Source organism: Pseudoalteromonas sp. NSLLW218, from assembly GCF_015864775.1.
Taxonomy (GTDB): domain Bacteria; phylum Pseudomonadota; class Gammaproteobacteria; order Enterobacterales; family Alteromonadaceae; genus Pseudoalteromonas.
On sequence record NZ_JADYWO010000001.1, the window covers coordinates 376,742 to 396,821 of the forward strand.

The following is a 20,080-nucleotide window of genomic DNA, read 5'->3' on the forward strand; positions in this document are numbered from 1 at the left end:
TTAATTTTGTAAGTTAGCTGCATCCGTTGTAATTAGGTAGTTTGAATCGAGTGACCAAAAATTATTTTCGAGTTTTTGCAAAGGTCGCTTTTTAGAACCAGGCGACGCCTTATGCAGTATCAAATTAATAAGATCCGAGCTTACCGCAGGATCACTATGAAAGTAATCATGACCTATTAAGCTGCCAGATTTAGGTACTTTAATTAGGCTTACGTTACCTACAGAAGTAAATATGTCTTGTTCGTTTATGTTTACATCTTTTGTGTTTAATCGACCAAAGCTTAAGCTGTTTGTTAGCCACTGTGAAATACCCAATGCGCTATCTTCTTGAGAGGTGTAAATGGTAATTTGTCCAAATGCAGGTCCAAATTGCTCAGCCATTAACCTTTGTTTAATAATACCAAAATCGAGATCGGGGGCGGCTAAAATTAAGTTTTCAATACGCAGGTCTTCTCGAGGATTTCCGCCACTAGCTCTGTTTTCAATTATAAGCTCTCTAAGAGTTGTGGTTACTACATCTGTGCCACGGCTATGCGCAATAATATGAATGTTTTCTATTTCAGGATTTTTAAAAAGTAGTCGTAAGGTTTCTTTTAAATGAAAAATAGTAAATTGACCAGACTCTTTATCTTCAAAATAGCCGGTTAATCCTGTGGCGGCAGCTGGCCAAGAGTAAACAATAGGTACGCCTTGTCGGTTCAAAAAATGCCAAATACCGGCAAGGGTAAACACCGATTCGTTAAAGGTATTATTAAAACCATGCACGAACAAAATAACGTCTTTATTATTACTGCTTTTTAAACGCTGATTAATGTTTTTGTTTAATTGGGTTTCGTGAAAAATTTTGCGTTCTAAAATATCTTCGTCAATTTGGAGTTTATTTTTTACCCGTCTAAATTTATAAGGCGATAAAGGAAAGCGACCTAATTCATCCGCTTTTTCCATTACGTAAGTTAAATTTGCGGAGCGATTTTTAAGATTACTTTGCTCTAATAACTCACCCCACAGCAAGGATTTATCGCCAAAATTTACTTTTGCCACACCGTATGCAATTGATGGCGACCGACTTGCGTTATACATAACCCCTTTTTTTTCAGAAACTGCTCGGTCTGTAACATAGAGTAACTCCATACTTGTAGTATGCAGGTTTTTAGGTACTTGGGCTTCTGAATAAGGCGTACTTACATATAAATTGGGTGTAGGCATTAAAGCTGGGTTTGAAGTACAGGCAGATAGCAAAATAATGAGCAAAAGCGCGAAAATATAGGATTTACCGTGAGGGTGAAAAAGCATGCTTATTCCTTATTTTCGGTTTATAAATTATTCTAAAGAGGTCAAGTATAAAATTAGCATATAGAAAGTAACATATTTATTACCTTTCACACATTACATACTAATTTTATAATATATTGTTGCGTTAACGAGGATTAAAAATAAAAACACCCGAGCTTATAAGTAGCGAAAGCTGCGGGCATTGTTTTTTGGGAGAGTTATAAAGTTAAATCTTAATCGCTTCAGTAGGCGTTGTTGATAATCCACTAAAATACTTCATTACCAATTGGCCTTGGCTGTTTTGCTCTATTACTAAGTAATTGTTTGAATTAGGGTAGTAAAAGCTATTTTTAGACATCGTAATAAGTTTTGTTTTATCGCCACCAGTGCGCTTTGAATACAAAACGTTATTTTCAAAAATTAGGCTGCGTAAGGTGTTTTCATCAATTTGGTAATCACCCAATACGGGCGCTAATTGCTGCTCTGTTACATCTGCTTTTTTAAACTCGGGAAGTGCAATACCTAGTGCTCTGGCTGTGAGTTTTTCGTTGATAAAAATAGGGTTTATGTGGTTTGAATTAGCCAGTACTGCCACATATAGCTTTTGCTCTGGAATATAGCGTGCGTGCGCTAAAAAGCCATTTATTCCGCCAGTGTGTCTAACTACGGTGTATTCATTCAAAGGCTCAATAATTAATCCGTAACCGTAGGATGAAAAGCTGCCGTCGTTAAGTTTAAAAGGGCTGACCATCTTCTCATAACTTGCTTTACTAATAAGCTTGCCAGACGCTAGTGCACTAAACCAAATGTTTAAGTCAGTTGGAGTAGATATAAGCGCACCTGCGGCATAGGGCCAATCCATATTAATGTAGCTGGTGTTGATAAACCCTTGCTCTGTTTGCTCATATCCGGCTGCACGGTGAGCAACAATTTCTTGACCTTCATAACTACTCTGGTTCATTTTTAGCTTTTTAAATATGTGTAGTTCAATAAAGTCTTTATAAGACTGGCCACTTGCTACCTCGATTATTTTACCAAGCAGTGAATAGCCTGTGTTCGAATAAGCCATTGTTTCGCCGGGTTTAAACACCATTGGGTGTTTGGCAAATCGCGCTAACGTATCGTCAACGCTGGTGGGCACTTGTATTTCTTTATCGAATAGGTCGTCATCATCTGTGTAGTTGGCGATGCCTGAGGTGTGGGTTAATAAGTTTTCGATTGTGACGAGGTTGCCTTCAGTAGGGAAGCTTGCAACATACTTATGAATATCATCGGTAACCGCTAGCTTACCTTTCTCTTGCAACATCATAATTGCAGCTGCAGTAAATTGTTTTGAAATAGAACCTAAACGTAAAACGCTTTGCTCGTTAAGTGCAATGTTATGTTCAAGGTTGGCAAGCCCGCGCGTTCCTTTGAAAAGTACTTTGCCATTTTTGCTTATAATTACAGATACCCCAGGCTCGTTTTCAGCAAGGTTTTCGTTAAGAATTTGCTGATATTGCGAGGCCGTTGGGTTTGCTTTTACGAGGCCGGGTGTTAATAGCGTGAGGGCTAACAAACAGCTAGCGTAAAATGGCTTAATCATATTCATCCCTTTTAGTTTTTATACCAAACCTGTAGATAGGTTTGGCGATCCTTGTGTTTTATAGTGAGTTAATATTGCACAGCTAAAAAGTAAACACAATTATCGGATTTTATAGGGGCTCAGTAATAGGTATAATCGCTGCGTTTATTGGTTGTTATTAAATTCTTACAAGGAAGTTGTTGATATGCCTGATGTAACTGCTCTATTTTATATTGCTATTATGGCTTTTTATTTATTGCGCTCAAATGATGGAAGTAAGTTAATTATAACTACGATCGTTTTAGCTGCTATCCCTCTCTTTACGGGCGACTATTGGCAGTGGTTACAATTAAGTGGGCTGTTAAGTGTCATTATTTTAATTATAGAAAAAGAGAAAGCAGGGGCTACCGCAGGCGGTGCAATTGCGGTGTTAGTCGCTCTGTTTATTGGGGCTTTTATTGTAAGTGTAATTATTAATACAGGATTGACCTTTTCGAGTAATTTTAAGCTTTCTACTTTTGAAGTTAAAACTCCCTTAAGTTACGAATGGTCTACTCATATTGTTTGGCTGTATTGTCTTACTTTTGTTATACCGCTATTTGCCATTTTACGCGGTATTAAAAAGCCCGTAGCATTCTTTGGCACTAATTTAATCGCACTCGCTTTAGCTGTATTACCACACTATTGCGGCTCATTTATTTATGGGCTTATGCTAAGCTTAGCTATTATTACTTCTCTTTATTTAGTCGCTTTCGTGTTTAAAACAGATTCTGAACAACGCTTTATGTTTACGTATATGGGTATGAGCGGACTACTAACAAGCTGTATAGTTAAAGGTGTAATGGTGGCCTATTTTTAAACTTCAGCTGTTTATTTATCCATATTAAAACCAACCTGCTGCAACTTGTAGTGGGGTAGGGTCGCTTTTTTCAGATACCCAAAATACTAAGGCTTGCTTTGTTGGCGATACATTATTAGCGCGAGGCAGGGTTAAGTCAGTTAAGGATAATTGCTGCTTAGTTTGCATGTTACTTTGCTCGTAACCAATAACCACAAAGTCGTGTTTTAGCTTATGGCCTGCGTTTTCGCCGCTGTGTATTTGTGTTTCTATGCCAAAGCCTAACAGAGCTACATGGGCTATTAAGTTTTGGTTAGTATTATCTTTGGTATTAACAGTATTGTATTCGAGATTAATTTTACTGTTGTTTACAGTCGCTTTTAAATTACCTAAATAAGGGGCTTTAGCTACAGGAATAGCTTGCTTATAAAACCAACCTTGCCACCCGCTGCCGTTAACTATAAATCCAGGGGTTGCTACAATACGACTTTTACCGAGTGCTTTATAAGTACGTTGCCTTTTACTAAAAACAGCTGAAGCAAACGGGTCTTTCCATCCTAAATAATCCCAGTAAGTAACATGAAAATTAATTGGGATTAAATCAGTCCATAGTTTTTCATCGTCTGTAAATTTTGAAATCCACTTTTCAGCTGGTGGGCAACTACTGCAGCCTTGTGATGTATAAAGTTCTAAAAAGGTAGTTTGATTAGCGGTACTCGAAATAGTTATTTGCTCTGTTGCTTGGCTTTGAGAGCAAAAAATTATTAACCCAGTTAACGCTATAAATAATGGACGGGATAATGCTCTAAAAGGCATGTTACTTCTCGCAAAGGCTGATATTGCCTTTAGCCTAAATGATATTTACGAATGAAGTATCACGAAATACTCACAATTGAATCACGTTTTAACTCCATATTTAACTTATTGAAAACTTAATTTGAACACTCGCTCAAGCTATGCTTTAATCATTGCTCAATTATTGAGGAACTTTACATGATTAAATTTTATTTTCACCATACTCCTAACCCAATGAAGGTTGCACTTTTTTTAGAAGAAACAGGCTTGCCGTTTGAACTTGTTCCTCTTGATACGTTAAAAGGTGAGCAACATACACCTGAATTTAAAGCTATTAATCCTAATGCAAAAGCACCTGCCATTGTTGATGGCGAAACGCGTGTGTTCGATTCGAATGCTATTTTAATGTACCTTTCTGAAAAATATAAAAAGCTAGAAGGTAAGAGCGATGACCGCGCTGAAATGCTGTCGTGGTTAATGTTTATCGCATCTGGCCTCGGCCCGTATTCAGGGCAAAGTGTTCACTTTAGACATATGGCGCCAGAAGGGCTTGATTACGCGGTTAATCGTTATTTACGTGAAGCGCAGCGCCACTACGAAGTACTTGATACACATCTTGAAGGTCGTGACTTTATTGTGGGTGATACATACACTATTGCTGATGTTTCTGCTTGGGGCTGGATTGATAAAGCACCGGTTGTATTAGGTGAAGAAGGTTTAGCACCGTATCCAAATCTTAAGCGTTGGTTTGAAAGCATTGATAGCCGCCCAGCGGTTGCACGTGCACGCGTAATTGGTACTGATGTAGCATTTAAAAAAGAGTTTGATGAAGACGCTAAAAAAGCGTTTTTCCCTTCAAATTACCCAAAAGTATAAAAAGTACTTAATACAAACAGCAGAGCCAGCTAGCTGATCTGCTGTTTAGTATTTTATGGATGTGTGAGCGCCTCTTTATTTTCATCTGCCACGAATAAATTAACTTCCTCTGTATGCTGGCTTACGCTATTTCTTTTTAGGGCGATGTATAGGTCTGAGTGAATGTATATACCCTCTGTTCCTGACTTCATACCGGCAATTTCAAACCATGAGAGCAGCTGGCGTTTTCTACCTGCAAGTTCAAGCCTTATATCGCGCTTTTTAAATATAACGTCGAGGTCGGCAAGCATGGCCATTACGCTTAAATCTAAGTGAGTAAAGCAGGGCACAGCGTCAATTATTACACATTGGGTGTCGCCTTTTTGCCTTGCGTATTGCTCAAGTAATCTGCGTTTAAAGTAGCTGGCATTAAAGTAAGTTAAAGGTGAATTAAAGCGATAAATAAACACGCCTTGGACTGCCTTTGCTTTATCTGTGGCGTCTAAGCTTCTTACTACTCCGTTAACATCTACGCCGAGTACATTGTCGGTTGGGCGCATAACAGTGCGAATAAATTGAAATAACCCCAGTAATACAGCAAGTGTGATCCCTGGTATAACGCCAATAAATAACACCGCAAGTAAGGTGGCTGAGGCGAGATAAAATGCCTGTTTATCTTTTCGTTTTAATTGCCAAACAGCTTTTAAATCGAGTAAATGAACAGAAGCAATAATAAGTACAACACCCAGCGCTGCGCTTGGAATAAACTCAAGCGGGGCTGTTAAAAAAACGGCTATGACCGCAATAATAGCCGCTGCTATTATTGATACTAACTGCGTTTTACCACCCGTTGCATCGTTAACTGCGGTGCGTGAGTCGGCGCCACTGACTGCAAAACCTTGCGAAAGAGCTGACGCTATATTGGCAATACCTAATGCTCTAAATTCTTTATCGGCATCTATATCGTAGCCGTTTTTAGCGACAAAGCTGCGGGCAGTTAGCATCATACTTACAAAGCTCACGATGGCTAAGTTAAGTGCGGGTACCACTAGCTCACGAATAATTCCTAAATCAAAAACAGGAGTATTAAAAACGGGAAGTCCGCCAGTTACGGTGCCAATAGTTTTTATATCAAGTTGTTTTAAATCAAAAATCCATACCAAAATCGCACCAAATGCAATGGCAAACATTGATGCCGGCCACGTGGGTTTTATGCGTTTCATGGCAAAGTAAACCGCCAATGTGAACAAGGCCATTAACAAGGTGGGAACATGTGTTTGCGCTAGGTATGTTGGTACACCACCTAGGCGTTCAAGTAGGTAGCGCTCGTCAAAGGTAAAACCGAATACTTTAGAAAATTGACCAACAATAATAGTGATGGCTACGCCATTTAATAAGCCCATTAAAATAGGTTTAGATAAAAAGTCGGCTAATACGCCTAGCTTAAATTTACTAGCTATAAAACACCAAAAGCCGGTCATAGCGGTCATGGTGACAACAAGTTGCCAATGTTTAAAGCTGTCACCTGCAGCAAGAGGGGTTACTACGGCGGCAATAACGGCGCAGGTGGCGGCATCAGGGCCAACTATTAGTTGTTTGGAAGTGCCAAAAAGAGCATATAGCATCATTGGCAGTATGCAAGAATATAACCCTACGGCGGCGTTAACACCGGTTAGTTGTGCGTAAGCAATGGCAACAGGTAAAGCTACGGCAGCTACCGATAGCGCCGCTCTTACATCATCAGCAAACCATTGTCGCTCGTAGTGCAGCAATGTATCTAAACCCGGCATAAAATTATATAAACGCGACAGCACTGCAATTTTCCTGTTGGTGGTAACGCTTCGATAGTAAATTTAATAACAAAATAAGTATAGCTAGGACGGTGGTTATTTTAATAAATTGCAGGTGATTATTTATCAAGATATTAAATTTATAATTTGGCAGAAAAGTTAATTATAAAAGTTAATGCTCCTGAGGCGTTTGTCTTTTTAGTCAGATTATGTGCATGGTATTAATCTACTGATATCGAACGCCTCTGGAAATAACCAAATCTAAAATCTAGTTTTTAAATTTTTTAAGATTATTTAGCTCCACATGCCGGATATAACTCAAGTACTTCTGTTACTACTTGTGCAAATAAGGCTTGTTCTTGCTGTGTTAAATCTATAGCAGGTATAAATGGCATTGTATCTGTTAATTCTGAGGTAATGATTTGATAAAAGGTCATCGCTGTAAGGACATTGCCTGCATAGGATGCGTGATTACCGTCGGCACTATGAAGGTTTATACTAGGCATTATTTCTAATACTCGATTCCATACAAAGCCAACAGGCGCTATGCAGCTAGGTTGTTTTTTACTGATTGATAAATGGAGGTCGTAAACCAGCTTTGCTTCTGTGGGATCCCCTTTTTGAGGATGCTCCGGAAATAAAATTGGTGTAATTTTATGCTCTTTTGCGTTCGAGATTAATCGCTCAGTTGCACTCGTAGGGTAGTCAGTCGAACCTGATTGTGAGTACTTTTGTCCTTGAAAAATAGAATGACTCCAATTATCACTTTTTAATTTATCGACATTCGCATCTACGGCGACTATTTCATCTAAAAATCGGCCACTGACAGTCATCGTTTTAACTGAAGTGTTAGGTAATTGCGCTGTAATAATCGTATTTAATAATCCCCCTAACTGCGAACTATGGCTATTTCCATAGATAATTATTTTGTAGTCATTTAGGGGGCTGTTATTAATGATTGCTGTTGATTTTATTATTTCAGTATTTACAGCCACTTTTGTTTCACTTCCCCCAGAGCCGCATGCTGTTAATAATAGTAATGATAATGTGATTGATATTGTTGTTATATATTTTAGAGACATTGTTAATCCTTTTTCGTACCAATTATGAGTACGGCATTTAGAATACTAGACACTTTATAACCAAGTCGCAAGGTTACTTGGTTTTGGTGGAATTTTTATGGTGTGCGCTAAAGGTGATGTGCAGGAGGTTGATATTGTTTACACGGTAGCTAAATTTTAGTTTGGAGTATTATTCAATGATAATTTTATTGCTTTAAATAAATATTCAGTTATAAAAATTGTGTTGTGTTTTAACAAAAGTGTCATTTTTTTATAGACGTAAAAAAGCCTGCATAAAAGCAGGCTTTAGTTTCTAGGGAAAATTAAAATTTAGCACGAATACCAAAGCTGTAACGGCGATCCGCTTCAGTGTACTTCCAAGCACCACCTAGTTCAGATAGGTAGATAGAAGGCTCACCCGTTAAGTTAGTCGCATTACCTACTAAGGTCACGTTTTCGTTAATATCCCAGCTTGCAGAGAAATCTAACTGGCCTCTGTCGTCACGATAGTTATTACCGTAAACAGTGCCTTCTGCTGAAATACTGCCGTCTGAGTTAATATTTTCTACACGTTTCTCGTTTTCAGTATCTAAGAAACTGTCACGGTAGTTATAAGCGATACGAGTAGAGAACCCTTCGTATTCCCAAAATACTTGTAAGTTGTACGTATTTTTAGAAATATCTAATAACGGGTTTCCGTTTGGTTGTTCGCTGTCTGCATACGTGTAGTTTGCATTAATACCTAAGCCAGAAAATGCACCAGGTAAGCTTGTGAAGAACTGTTGGTAACCAACTTCAAAACCTTGTACTGAGCCGTTTTCGCCATTTACATTTTTAACTGTATCGATACCCGTTAGTCCTGCATCACGCAAGCCCGCAACATGGTTAAAGCCATCTGCATCTACTGGGAAGTCAGTTGCATCTGAGTAAACTAGGTTGTCTTGTGATACACCTGCAACGTCAAGCTGACATACTTGGTTCCACTGAGTTACGTTTTGACCTGTTGAAGTGCTTGATGCAGCTTGACAGCTACTCTCGTTACTTAAGAAAGACTCAACATCTTTATAAAATACAGCGAAAGAAAGTACATTACCTTCATCAAAGTAATGCTCTACAGATAAGTCGTATTGCGTTGCGCGGTATGGTTCTAAATCAATAGAGCCTTGCGTTGCACCTGTAATGTCGTTATTAACGTCAAACGCAGGGCTTAGCTCGCTAAAGTCAGCGCGTCGCATAACTTTTGCAGCAGCAAAGCGAAATAATGTTTCGTCTGAGTAGTTATACGTAACGTTTAAGCTTGGTAAAAAGTCGCTGTAGTCATTGTCGCCAGTTACTTTTTCGCCGTTAAGAAACACGCTTGATTCTAAATCTGTAGTCACATAACGACCGCCCACAATCGCAGTAATGTTATCAAAGTCTAAGTACGCTGATATATACACGGCAGCTGTATCTTCAACTACGTTACGGTATGCGCTTTCTTGGAACTCTTGGTTATCTGAAAGACTGCCTGTTGACGCTAGGTTTGTGCCTGCAAGTAACTGCTGAAGTTGAGCATAAGTATTTGCTGGGTTAGATAAACCGTTGTAGCTTAAAAACGTTAGTAGGTCGTTTTGCCCTGAATGACCTAATTGGTCAAATGAGTTGTCGTGGCTAACTGTTGTGAAGCTATTTGAAAAAGCGGCGTTGTAGTCATCAACCCATAAAGTAGCTAATGAACCATCTGAGTCGTTAAATGCATTTTTGTAAATGTCTTTAATTTCTACTTTGTATTGCTCGTATTCGTAATCACGGTTAGTAACACGTACACCTGCTTTCACTTTAGACACCCAGCTCAAGCTGCTGAGTGGCTCAAACATTTCAACATCAAAACGAATAGCTGTTTCGTCATTATCTGTTCTTCTATCTTCACTTTTAAACGTACGTAGTGCTAAGTTTTGTGGGTCAGTAAATGCATTTGGATCTGAATGAATGATGCTTGGTAATTTATTACCGTTTTGAGAAAATGCACCATCATATAAATGGTTTACTAAATCAACACCGCCGCTTGCTTCAAATGTTGATTTTTCGATTGGGCGAAGTGTAAATTCAGAATCTGGTCTTACACTTTCTGATGATGCTACCGCAATTTCACCAGAGATTTTTATACTGTCAGTAAGGTTCCACTCTGCGCCAAGTGCATTTGAAAATGAGTCGGTTTCACGAAAGTCACTGTATGTTTTAGGAATACCAAATTCGTTGGTTAACGTGTAATTATTTACGCCGTTAGCATCTTGAGTTGTATTTGCATCTGTTGATAGTGAACCTGCAACACCTAATATAGAGTTACCACTTTGCTCACCAGAGCGTTTAGTGCCACTTAAATCTAGATACACCATGCCATTACCAGATTGCGGTGCCCACTGAAGTGATAAATTTACAGCAGTACGTTTACGTTGTTCTACGTATTGTTCAACACTGTGCTCGTCTCGTACGATAGCGTTGCCACTTGATGTATTACCTTCTTGGCCATTAATTTCGATGTCTTGAGGTTTAACACGGCTAGACGTTTCATCTTGACGAATTTCGCGATCTTGAAACGAAAACATAGCAATGGCACCAAAGGTACCCATTTCATCAAAATCCCAATTGTTACCAAGTGAACCGCTAAAAATAGGCGCTACTTTTTCTGTTTTATCAGCGTACTCACCATCTAATGAAACAGCACCAGTTAGTTTATCTAGCTCTAATGGGCGAACCGTTTTTAGACTAACTGTTCCGCCTAATGCACCTTCAATCATATCGGCAGTAGGAGACTTAACGACTTCTACCGTTTTTAAGAAACTTGATGGGTAATCTTGTAAGCTAATACCGTCACGAGAGTCACCAATAGTAGAGCGACCATTTAATTCAACACGGTTTTGAGGTAAGCCACGAATCGAAACACTGTCACCCACACCAAAATCGGTATTAATAGATACACCAGTAATACGTTGCAGTGCTTCTGCAATATTATTATCAGGTAACTTACCAATGTCTTCAGCAACAATCGCATCTACAATACGTCCGTCAGTACGCTTAAGCATAGCGGCGGCTTTCATACTACCTAGCATGCCTTTTACTTCAATAACTTCAATATCTGCAGCTGCTGTTTCTGAAGCTGTCGGAGCCTCTTGCGCTGCAATAGTAGAAGAAGCCATTAATAAAAGGGCTGCTGCACTGATTGTTGTAGAGCTACTTCTTTTATGTTTATTAATTAATGTTGAAGTAATTTGATTGAGTTTCATGTATCTCTCCCGTTTGGGTACGACTTACGTCATTGTGTGTGTTGTTACTTGGTTTGGTTAACCAATTTAACTGCTGTTTCCCTGTAGTGTGTCATACAGGTGGTATGGTTGAAATTAGTCCAATTCAGCTTTTATTACAACCTTTGTTTACCAAAAATTCACAAGGTGTATTACAAAATGTTCTTTTATTTTGCTTATATTTAATAAATTTAATGGCTTATGCTGTATTTTTATTTTTTATATTTTGAGTGAATTTTATTGAAGTATGTTTACCAAAGGCGTTTTTTTATATTATTTGTACTATTAAATACATTTTTTAGTACTGTTTTTAAATTTTATGTCGTACTTTTATACGTATTTAGTTTGTTTTTTAAGTGATGTTAAAATGATAATATGTTCATTGAAGGTTGGGTATGGCTTATAAATTTACGAAATAGTGAGGAGTATAAAATCATTCAATTTTCTATTGGTTATTTTTTTTGGTAATACCAATTTTCTATTGTTTTTATATTAATTTTGTATTAGAGCTTACTGATACATATCTATATATGATAATAAATAGAGTGATTTTTACGCAAAAAAAAGCCCAGCATATTAATGCTGGGCTTTCTTAGATTTAATATATTAGCTTTTTAGCTCGCCTGTAGATGATTCTAAATGGGCTCTAATAAACCACTGAAATTGCTCTAGGTCAGCTAATTGGCTGGTGATCATATCTTCAGACACTGGATCTAGCTCAGAAAGAGTCTCAATTGCTTTGCGATGATCGGCATTAACGCCGTTGTATACTTTATCAAGTGCGGCTAAATGCTCGGTTACTAACCCTTTACCTACTGAGTATTCGTTCCATGTACGACGATCTACAATAGATTTAGGCGTACCGACAGGTACTCCACCAAGAGTCGCAATTCGCTCTGCAATGGTATCTGTCATTTCGCGGACAATGTCTACCTGTGGGTCTATCATTTCGTGTACGCCAATAAAGTTTGGTCCCACTACGTTCCAGTGAATGTGCTTTAAAGTAAGCTGTAAGTCTATCAATGCAACCATGCGGTTATCGAGCTTTGCTATTGTTTTTTGAGCTGATTCGTCACTCATACCTGGCGCGGTAAATTTAGTTGTTTTGTTTGATTCGTTATTGTTACTCATAATTTCTCCTACTTAAGTAATGTGTTGCTCATATAAAATGTTGCGTTATGAGCGTGACTTAAACTTAATGAAGCAACAGCTATGCCGTAAGTGAGTTTTTTAAAAATAACCTTAAAAACATGGTGTTATGTTTTTTGTTGAGGTTTTAGGTGATGAAGGGAGCATTTTATTTTTGAAAAGCCTGCATACATTTGTAAAATCTGCAGACTTTATTTTAATAACGCTTAAGTGAATTTAAATTTTGGCTATATACTCATGCGCTTTTAAAACATCGAACGGTACTATTTCTAGCGCTTTTTTATTTGTGGCTTCAAGTACCACTGGCGGCGCGACATTAGCCGAAATTGCATGCAGCCACCTTACTGCACATAAGCACCATTTATCACCGGCTTTTAAACCTTCAAAATCGTAAAGAGGGTTTGGGCTTATTAAGTCGTTACCTTGCGATTTTGAAAATTGTAAAAACTCATCAGTCATAATTGCACATACACTGTGATTCCCAAGATCTGATTCTGGTACATAACAAAACCCTTCACGTGTGTAACCACCATTACCGCAACATAGTTTTAAACGTGTGCCAAGCACATTAAATTGATTCGCCATGAAATACCTTAATTTGTGGTGTTTGATAAATTTACTCTATCAGGAGTAACTCGCTTGAGATAGCTATAAAACTTAAAAGAGGGAAGGGGGTTACACAAACTTAAGCCCGCAGCAAAATTGCGGGCTTAGTATTATTTATTTAATACGCAGTGCCATACAATCGCTATGGCCGTTTATGATCATGCTTTTATCAACGCGTACGCCACCACCAGAGTATTTTCCGGCAGCTGTAAAACTACATATTTGTACAAAGTAATCATCTACTTTGGGCAGTGCAAATAACTGTTGATATATTTGGTCTTGCTCTGCAAAGTGCCCAGTTGTTTTTTCTATAACTTGCTGCTGTTCATCAACAAGTTGAATATTAGCGCCACAGCGTCCTACTATTGGTTTAACTACATATCCGGTTTGTAATAACTCGTCGTTAAGATCAAACGCGGTATTAAGTAAATATTTATGATTAGGGAATAAGCTCCACAGTATTGGCAAAATAGCTTTGTTACTAGGAATTAATGTCCACAGCGGTTCAAACACCATGACATTTTTACGTAGTAATACATCAACTAAGCGTGGCGTTTCACCAATTTTGAATTGTGGTTCAAAGTTATCACCTAATGATTGGTCAGCTTCACATTCTTCACGAATTTGATCAAGTGCGGTTTCCCACGACCACGTTTTCCACACGTAACTCAGTTGTGCGCCATCTGCATCTACTATGTTGCCCGATTCATTCCAGCTAAGTGAACTTAAACCTATGATTAATTTACATTCAAAGCCTGCGGCTTCAATAGCTTCTTTCATAAATAATGCGTGGTAATGCTCTTCTGGTTCATCATCTTGCAGAATATGAACAAGACCTTTCACCTCACTTTTACGCCATGCTTTTACTAAGTCTTTAAATAAATTTTGGCCTGCATCTACACCTGTTTTAACACCAAAGTGTTTTGCCCACTTGCCCTGAACTTTGCCGCTTTCCATATAACACGATGCCGAATCGCAATTGTATTCGTAAACTTTTAAACCTGCTGTGGTTAGAGCAAAGTCAAACCGACTGGTAATTAATTGGTTTAAGCGGTTATCCCACGATTGGCGAATTTTATTAAGCACAATATCGGGTAAATTAAACTTTTTTAATAGCTCCGGATGCTGCAGTACATAGTCGGTTGCGTGCATAAATAAGCCATGCAGCTCATTTGTAGCATGCTCAATGTTTTGTTGCGCCGTTTGAGATATCGCAAAGTAATTATGCTGATCCTCAGCTACTGATGTAAGTTTATGACCTTGCATCATTTCTACGTAGGCAGCTTCATCGTCATTCGCAATATTTAACCATGACTTGTTTGCTTGGCCTGTATCTACTGCTTTATGGGCTTCTATAGTAAATAAGTTAGTATTTAGCTTAGTTGTTGGCTCAGCGTACTGCGTTTCATCGGTTTGTGTCATCCAGCCTAAAATAGTGGCGTCGCTGTAAGAGCACTCAATCCAATAGTCGCCATCTTTAGTTACTTTTGCTTTTAGTTCACGACACCAGCTTTGATCTTTTGGCCATATTTGGTGTCCTACATTTTGCTCAGCAAGGCGTATTTTATCTTCATATACTTCAACAACGACAGCAACATGGCCTGTTTCTTCAAACTCGCCGCCTTCTTCCCAAATAAGTAAGCTACCTACCTGAGGATGATGTTTAGCACCGTTTTTAAACGCGTTTAGTGGCAGTCTGTTTTGACTATTTACATCGCGCACAGAACGCAGCTCAAAAATATCGTAAGCCATAGCAATATCATCAAAAATATAACTATGGTTGAGATACATCCATCGACGTGCAAACTCAACGCATTGCCATTTATAGCCCATGTAAATGCCATCAAGGTAACTACGAAAGGCGCTACGATTAGGATAAATACTTTCGTCAGCCGTATCATAATCAGATGAATACACAGCAACATTACCAGGTGCGTAACCTAATAAGGTACCAAAATCACTAGCAGGAGCAGAAGATTTCATAAACAAAGGTGTTCAAAATAAAGGTGTGATAATTTGCTGACTATATGAGCGAAGCTGCGTTATAGCAAGATATAAAATATGTTTTTACGAAGGGGGATAAGTAAAAAATCACTCATTCATCATAGAGTGAAAATACGGGAGAGTACTTTTACTAATAGTGTTAGGTTTGGTGCTTTTTTGCCTTTTAGCTAGTTGAACGTTAGTAATATTTTTGACGTAATTATTACTGTTTAAAACTCAACTAAAAAATGGAGAAGCTATAGGTAGCTTCTCCATTTTTATTATTCATATTTAGTGCTTTTTATAATGTTTAAAGCAGATTAACGCGCTGCTAAATCATTTCAGCGTCTATATGGCGTATAAGGTTTGTTACCCAATTAACATACTGACGGTGAATTTTTTTGCCGTTGTAGTTTAAGTTAATTGAGTCTTTATAGTTGATTGAGTATGCCGTTTTGTCATACGCAATATCGATTGTTAATTGGTGTGTGCGAATATCCAGTACACCTTTTATTTTACCTTCACTCATAGGCGTACACTTCCACCCAAGCTGAATACATGCTTTTAGAATACCTTTTTCTACGTCAGCTTCACTGTTGGTAATTGTTGATGTTTGCGGAATAGGGTTTTGTTCAAAGTCTCTTACTGCAACAGATGTTGAACAACCAGCAAGTACAATAAGTGCTGCCGCTGTAAGTAAAATTGAGTACTTTTTCATAATAATCCTTTGTTTTTAATTTCATCCAATTGTGTTGTCTCGCCAATATATGCGCGCTTAGGTGAGATTATCGGTAAATTTATAGATGAGTGCCAGTAATAATTAGAAAATTAAGAGAGTTAACCGAGATTTATCTCGGGTATTAGCTTTATTTATGAACTAGTTGAAGTTTAATTATTTAAGCTATAAACCAAGGATTGAAAGCAAAATTATGGGTGAAAGATTTACGTGAGCGACAACATGTATTGAGGGTAACGCTCTTTCTTTATGTTTTAAATTACTCCTATAGTCGTACTTTAGTTAATTTTTTGTTAAACTGTTGCGCTTAGTATGGATTGAAGCTAGTTAAAAGTTTTTAAAACAGGAAAAACAATGGAAGACATAATAAACAACATTGATATTAATCAATATTTACCCGCTGCAATTACGTGGGCAACCAACATATTACTGGCGATTGCAATTTTACTTGCGGGCTTGTGGTTGGCAGGCAAAGTACGCAATTTAATTATTGGCTTATGCCACAAATACACTCACCTTGATGACACGCTTTTTCGCTTTTTAGGCAGCATGGCTCGATACATCATATTAGCGTTCGTTATTATTGCTGTGTTAAATCGCTTTGGTGTACAAACAGCTTCTATTATTGCTTTACTCGGTGCCGCGGGACTTGCTATAGGCTTGGCGTTACAAGGTGCAATGTCGAACCTTGCAGCAGGCGTTATGTTGCTAATATTTAGACCTTATAAAGTGAATGACTTTATTGAGGCAGCAGGGCGCTTTGGTAAAGTAACTGAGGTCGATATGTTTACTACTATTTTACAAACGTTCGATAACCAACAGGTTATTATTCCAAATAGTCAAATTTGGGGCGCGCAAATTATAAACCATTCACATCATCCAATTCGTGGTGTGGATATGCATTTTGGTGTTGCTTACGGTGAAGATACAACGGCTGTACGTAAAGTTATAGATGCCGTACTTGAAGCGCATCCACACATACTAAAAGACCCAGCTCCTTTTGTTGAAGTAGAAACACTTAACAACAGCTCAGTAGACTTTTTAGTAAGACCTTTTTGTAAGGGCGAGCATTACTTCGATATTCTTTACACAGTGCCAGAGTTAATTAAAAAAGCACTAGATGAAAACAACATCGAAATACCTTTCCCACATCGTAAAGTTATTTTAGTTAACGAAAGCAAAGATTAACTAAATTTAAAATGATTTAAATCTAAGAGCACTTTTAAGTGCTCTTTTTTTGTCTGAAAAAGTTACATACCTGTGTAACTTTTTCTTTTATAAACCACCTCAAATACTACATTGTTATCTGTACAGCCCTTTCTTACTAGGTTGGATGGCTGGTCTTTATTTTGCATTTGCATAGTCGCTTTTAGCTTTAAAGCTCATAAAAACTATTGACCCATTAAATCAAACTGTATGAAGGACTAAACATGGCTGAATCATTTAAATACTCAGGTAATAAAGGGCATGGCGGCGAATTGCATCAAAAGGCGTCGGACGAACACCCTACCATGACCACCGCGCAGGGCTGCCCTGTAAGCGACGATCAAAACTCATTACGTGCAGGTAAGCGTGGCCCAGGATTATTAGAAGATCATATAATGCGCGAGAAGATCTTTCATTTTGATCACGAACGCATTCCTGAGCGAGTAGTGCACGCTAGAGGTTATGGTGCACACGGATATTTTGAAACTTACGACACACTTGAAGATTTAACCTGTGCAGATATTTTTCAGCGAAAAGGTGAAAAAACGCCAGTGTTTACTCGTTTCTCTACGGTTGCAGGTAATAAAGGATCGCCAGATTTAGCCCGTGATGTACGCGGTTTTGCGGTTAAGTTTTATACCCAAGAGGGAAACTGGGATTTAGTGGGTAACAATATACCGGTATTTTTTATTCAGGATGCAATGAAGTTTCCAGACTTAGTTCATTCAGCTAAAGCAGAGCCTGACCGAGGTTTTCCGCAAGCGCAAACCGCGCACGATAACTTTTGGGATTTTGTGAGCTTGTCACCTGAGTCAATGCACATGGTTATGTGGGCAATGTCTGATAGAGCTATTCCGCGCTCTTTACGCTTTATGGAAGGTTTTGGCGTTCATACCTTTAAATTTATTAATGCCAAAGGCGATGAAAAATTCGTTAAATTTCATTGGAAACCAAAAGGCGGTATGCAATCGGTAGTATGGAACGAAGCACTTAAGCTTAACGGCGCCGATCCTGATTTTCATCGCAGAGACATGTGGGAATCAATTGGTAACGGCGACTTCCCTGAATGGGAGTTAGGTGTGCAAGTGTTTGATCAGCAGTTTGCTGATGAATTTGAATTTGATATTTTTGATGCCACTAAGCTTATACCAGAGGAACAAGTACCAGTACAAATTGTTGGCCGTATGGTGCTTGACCGTGTTGTCGACAACTTTTTTGCAGAAACAGAGCAAGTTGCATTTTGTACTCAAAACATTGTACCAGGGCTCGACTTTACGCCCGACCCGCTACTGCAAGGTCGTAACTTTTCATACTTAGATACTCAAACTAAGCGTTTAGGTGGTCCTAACTTTACGCATATTCCGGTGAATGCGCCTAAATGCCCAATGCGTCATTTTCAGCAAGATGGCCACATGGCAATGCATAATCCAAAAGGGCGTGTTAATTACGAGCCAAACTCATGGAGCGGCGACGAAAACAACCCGCGCGAATGCCCGGTACATGGCTTTAAAAGCTCAAGCGAGCCTGAAGTTAGCGGCGGTGATAAACTGCGTTATCGCTCAGAAACATTCAGCGATCATTACAGTCAAGCTCGTCAATTTTATTTAAGTCAAACAGAGGTAGAGCAGGCGCATATTCAATCTGCGTACGTGTTTGAGCTTTCTAAAGTTGAGCATTTACCAATACGAGAACGCTTGGTATCGCACTTGTTAAATATTGACGAAACCCTCGCAAATAAAGTGGCCGAAGGACTTGGCTTGCAAGAAATGCCAGATCCAGCAGAAGCTGCTATACCAACACGTAAAGACTTACCTGTGTCTGATGCGTTAAGTATTTTAAAAAATGCGCCAAATACATTTAAAGGACGCAAATTAGGAATTTTAGTGAGTGACGGGTTTGATGCAGAAATTTTTGAATCGGTTACTAATTCACTTGAAAGTGAAGGCGCAAACTTTGAAATTATTGCCCCACAAGTCGGCGGTGCTAAATGCAGTAAAGGTAAGCACTTTAAAGCAGACCAGGTTATTAATGGTGGTCCATCGGTTTTATATGATGCGGTACTTGTACTAACCACCGAAGAGGGAGCTAAAAAACTAGCTGCCATTGCAGAAGCCAAAGACTTTGTAAGTGATGCATACGCACACATGAAATTTATAGGCTTTACAAATGAGGCTAAGCCATTATTTAAAGCGGCAGGTCTTGATGGAAAAGCAGATGATGGTTGGATAGATTTAGAGGCACATTCAGCCGATAAATTTATAAATATATTGCGTAATTTAAGATATTGGAAACGATAGTAAGCCAATAATTAAAAAAACCACAGCATGAATTGTTGTGGTTTTTTTAAGCTCACCTAGCTAAGGTATTAATTCAAGCCAGCAATAAAATTGGATTTATTATGAAGCTTAATGGCGCTTGTCATTGTGGCAAAGTGGTATTTACGGTCAACTCAAAACACCCTTATCCTTACAATTTATGTTACTGCTCTATTTGTCGTAAAACCGCAGGGAGCGGCGGGTTTGTTATTAACTTGAATGCGCAATACAACACGCTTGAAGTCACAGGGCGTGAACACATAACTATTTATCATGCAAAAATAGGCGATAAAATCAGCCCCGCAGAGCGTCATTTTTGTAAGCATTGTAGCGCTAACTTGTGGTTATACGATGCACGTTGGCCTGAGCAAATTCACCCCTTTGCAGGTGCAATAGATAGTGAGTTACCCATACCACCAGAGCGCACTCATTTAATGCTTGGTAGTAAAGCAAATTGGGTAAATGCGCCCATTAATGAAGGTGACAAGCAATTTGAAGAGTACCCTGATGAAAGTATTGCTGCTTGGCATAAGCGTTTAAACCTCGAAAAGTAACGCAATTTTTTGTATGAGCTAAGCTTAAATTTAGGGGGCAATTAAACACATATTTAGTTAATTAAATATTAAAAA

The 20,080-nt window shown here is 38.5% G+C and carries 15 protein-coding genes; 5 read left to right on the plus strand and 10 right to left on the minus strand.

Annotation, left to right across the window (positions count from 1 at the left end; all coding sequences use genetic code 11):
* Both I6E80_RS01710 and I6E80_RS01715 read right to left on the minus strand, forming a co-directional pair.
* On the minus strand, positions 1–1,293 hold the full coding sequence (locus I6E80_RS01710) for an alpha/beta hydrolase (protein ID WP_024599508.1): 1,293 nt from the start codon (positions 1,291–1,293) through the stop codon (positions 1–3).
* 205 nt (positions 1,294–1,498) lie between these two features.
* Positions 1,499–2,857 carry a serine hydrolase gene (locus I6E80_RS01715; RefSeq protein WP_197184625.1) on the minus strand — a complete coding sequence of 453 codons (1,359 nt, stop codon included), beginning with the start codon at positions 2,855–2,857 and terminating at the stop codon, positions 1,499–1,501.
* Positions 2,858–3,041: 184 nt separating this feature from the next.
* Here I6E80_RS01715 and I6E80_RS01720 point away from each other — a divergent pair, with 184 nt between their 5' ends.
* On the plus strand, positions 3,042–3,695 hold the full coding sequence (locus tag I6E80_RS01720; protein WP_197184626.1) for a hypothetical protein: 654 nt from the start codon (positions 3,042–3,044) through the stop codon (positions 3,693–3,695).
* Positions 3,696–3,719: 24 nt separating this feature from the next.
* On the opposite strand, the gene I6E80_RS01725 is transcribed toward I6E80_RS01720, so the two are convergent.
* A complete protein-coding gene (locus tag I6E80_RS01725; protein WP_197184627.1) occupies positions 3,720–4,490 on the minus strand; it encodes a DUF1223 domain-containing protein in 771 nt (256 codons plus the stop codon).
* Positions 4,491–4,667: 177 nt separating this feature from the next.
* Between I6E80_RS01725 and I6E80_RS01730 the strand changes: the two genes are divergently transcribed.
* Entirely contained in the window at positions 4,668–5,345 is a 678-nt protein-coding gene (locus tag I6E80_RS01730; protein WP_197184628.1) for a glutathione S-transferase family protein, read from the plus strand.
* Positions 5,346–5,398: 53 nt separating this feature from the next.
* Here the strand turns inward: I6E80_RS01730 and I6E80_RS01735 are convergent, their stop codons facing one another.
* The 7 genes from I6E80_RS01735 to I6E80_RS01765 all read right to left on the minus strand — a co-directional run bounded on the left by I6E80_RS01735 (position 5,399) and on the right by I6E80_RS01765 (position 15,912).
* Complete coding sequence (locus tag I6E80_RS01735; RefSeq protein WP_197184629.1) at positions 5,399–7,138, minus strand: SulP family inorganic anion transporter; 1,740 nt, start codon at positions 7,136–7,138, stop codon at positions 5,399–5,401.
* A 266-nt stretch (positions 7,139–7,404) separates the two neighbouring features.
* The gene (locus tag I6E80_RS01740; RefSeq protein ID WP_024598843.1) at positions 7,405–8,196 is read right to left on the minus strand and encodes a hypothetical protein; all 792 of its coding nucleotides are present in this window, start codon (positions 8,194–8,196) and stop codon (positions 7,405–7,407) included.
* A 302-nt stretch (positions 8,197–8,498) separates the two neighbouring features.
* Entirely contained in the window at positions 8,499–11,438 is a 2,940-nt protein-coding gene (locus tag I6E80_RS01745; protein ID WP_197184630.1) for a TonB-dependent receptor, read from the minus strand.
* Between the two features lie 624 nt (positions 11,439–12,062).
* The gene (dps, locus tag I6E80_RS01750) at positions 12,063–12,587 is read right to left on the minus strand and encodes a DNA starvation/stationary phase protection protein Dps (RefSeq protein ID WP_076923661.1); all 525 of its coding nucleotides are present in this window, start codon (positions 12,585–12,587) and stop codon (positions 12,063–12,065) included.
* Positions 12,588–12,821: 234 nt separating this feature from the next.
* Complete coding sequence (locus I6E80_RS01755; RefSeq protein WP_197184631.1) at positions 12,822–13,190, minus strand: DUF2237 family protein; 369 nt, start codon at positions 13,188–13,190, stop codon at positions 12,822–12,824.
* Between the two features lie 135 nt (positions 13,191–13,325).
* Positions 13,326–15,194, minus strand: coding sequence for a bifunctional glutathionylspermidine amidase/synthase (gss, locus tag I6E80_RS01760; protein ID WP_197184632.1), 1,869 nt, complete (start codon positions 15,192–15,194; stop codon positions 13,326–13,328).
* Between the two features lie 331 nt (positions 15,195–15,525).
* Positions 15,526–15,912: a hypothetical protein gene (locus I6E80_RS01765; RefSeq protein WP_024598848.1), complete on the minus strand. Its 387-nt coding sequence runs from the start codon at positions 15,910–15,912 to the stop codon at positions 15,526–15,528.
* A gap of 372 nt (positions 15,913–16,284) precedes the next feature.
* On the opposite strand from I6E80_RS01765, the gene I6E80_RS01770 reads away from it, so the two are divergent.
* From I6E80_RS01770 to I6E80_RS01780, 3 genes are all read left to right on the plus strand, one after another.
* On the plus strand, positions 16,285–17,118 hold the full coding sequence (locus tag I6E80_RS01770) for a mechanosensitive ion channel family protein (RefSeq protein WP_076923657.1): 834 nt from the start codon (positions 16,285–16,287) through the stop codon (positions 17,116–17,118).
* Between the two features lie 242 nt (positions 17,119–17,360).
* On the plus strand, positions 17,361–19,433 hold the full coding sequence (locus I6E80_RS01775) for a catalase (RefSeq protein WP_197184633.1): 2,073 nt from the start codon (positions 17,361–17,363) through the stop codon (positions 19,431–19,433).
* Positions 19,434–19,534: 101 nt separating this feature from the next.
* Positions 19,535–20,005 carry a GFA family protein gene (locus tag I6E80_RS01780; protein WP_197184634.1) on the plus strand — a complete coding sequence of 157 codons (471 nt, stop codon included), beginning with the start codon at positions 19,535–19,537 and terminating at the stop codon, positions 20,003–20,005.
* Positions 20,006–20,080 lie beyond the last annotated feature (75 nt).

Bases quoted from the DNA above. Each gene is read 5' to 3' on its own strand.
- I6E80_RS01745 (WP_197184630.1), bottom strand. From the start codon at position 11,438: ATGAAACTCAATCAAATTACTTCAACATTAATTAATAAACATAAAAGA.
- I6E80_RS01720 (WP_197184626.1), top strand. From the start codon at position 3,042: ATGCCTGATGTAACTGCTCTATTTTATATTGCTATTATGGCTTTTTAT.
- I6E80_RS01780 (WP_197184634.1), top strand. From the start codon at position 19,535: ATGAAGCTTAATGGCGCTTGTCATTGTGGCAAAGTGGTATTTACGGTC.
- I6E80_RS01765 (WP_024598848.1), bottom strand. From the start codon at position 15,912: ATGAAAAAGTACTCAATTTTACTTACAGCGGCAGCACTTATTGTACTT.
- gss (WP_197184632.1), bottom strand. From the start codon at position 15,194: ATGAAATCTTCTGCTCCTGCTAGTGATTTTGGTACCTTATTAGGTTAC.
- I6E80_RS01775 (WP_197184633.1), top strand. From the start codon at position 17,361: ATGGCTGAATCATTTAAATACTCAGGTAATAAAGGGCATGGCGGCGAA.
- I6E80_RS01725 (WP_197184627.1), bottom strand. From the start codon at position 4,490: ATGCCTTTTAGAGCATTATCCCGTCCATTATTTATAGCGTTAACTGGG.
- I6E80_RS01715 (WP_197184625.1), bottom strand. From the start codon at position 2,857: ATGATTAAGCCATTTTACGCTAGCTGTTTGTTAGCCCTCACGCTATTA.
- I6E80_RS01710 (WP_024599508.1), bottom strand. From the start codon at position 1,293: ATGCTTTTTCACCCTCACGGTAAATCCTATATTTTCGCGCTTTTGCTC.
- I6E80_RS01740 (WP_024598843.1), bottom strand. From the start codon at position 8,196: ATGTCTCTAAAATATATAACAACAATATCAATCACATTATCATTACTA.
- dps (WP_076923661.1), bottom strand. From the start codon at position 12,587: ATGAGTAACAATAACGAATCAAACAAAACAACTAAATTTACCGCGCCA.
- I6E80_RS01730 (WP_197184628.1), top strand. From the start codon at position 4,668: ATGATTAAATTTTATTTTCACCATACTCCTAACCCAATGAAGGTTGCA.
- I6E80_RS01770 (WP_076923657.1), top strand. From the start codon at position 16,285: ATGGAAGACATAATAAACAACATTGATATTAATCAATATTTACCCGCT.
- I6E80_RS01755 (WP_197184631.1), bottom strand. From the start codon at position 13,190: ATGGCGAATCAATTTAATGTGCTTGGCACACGTTTAAAACTATGTTGC.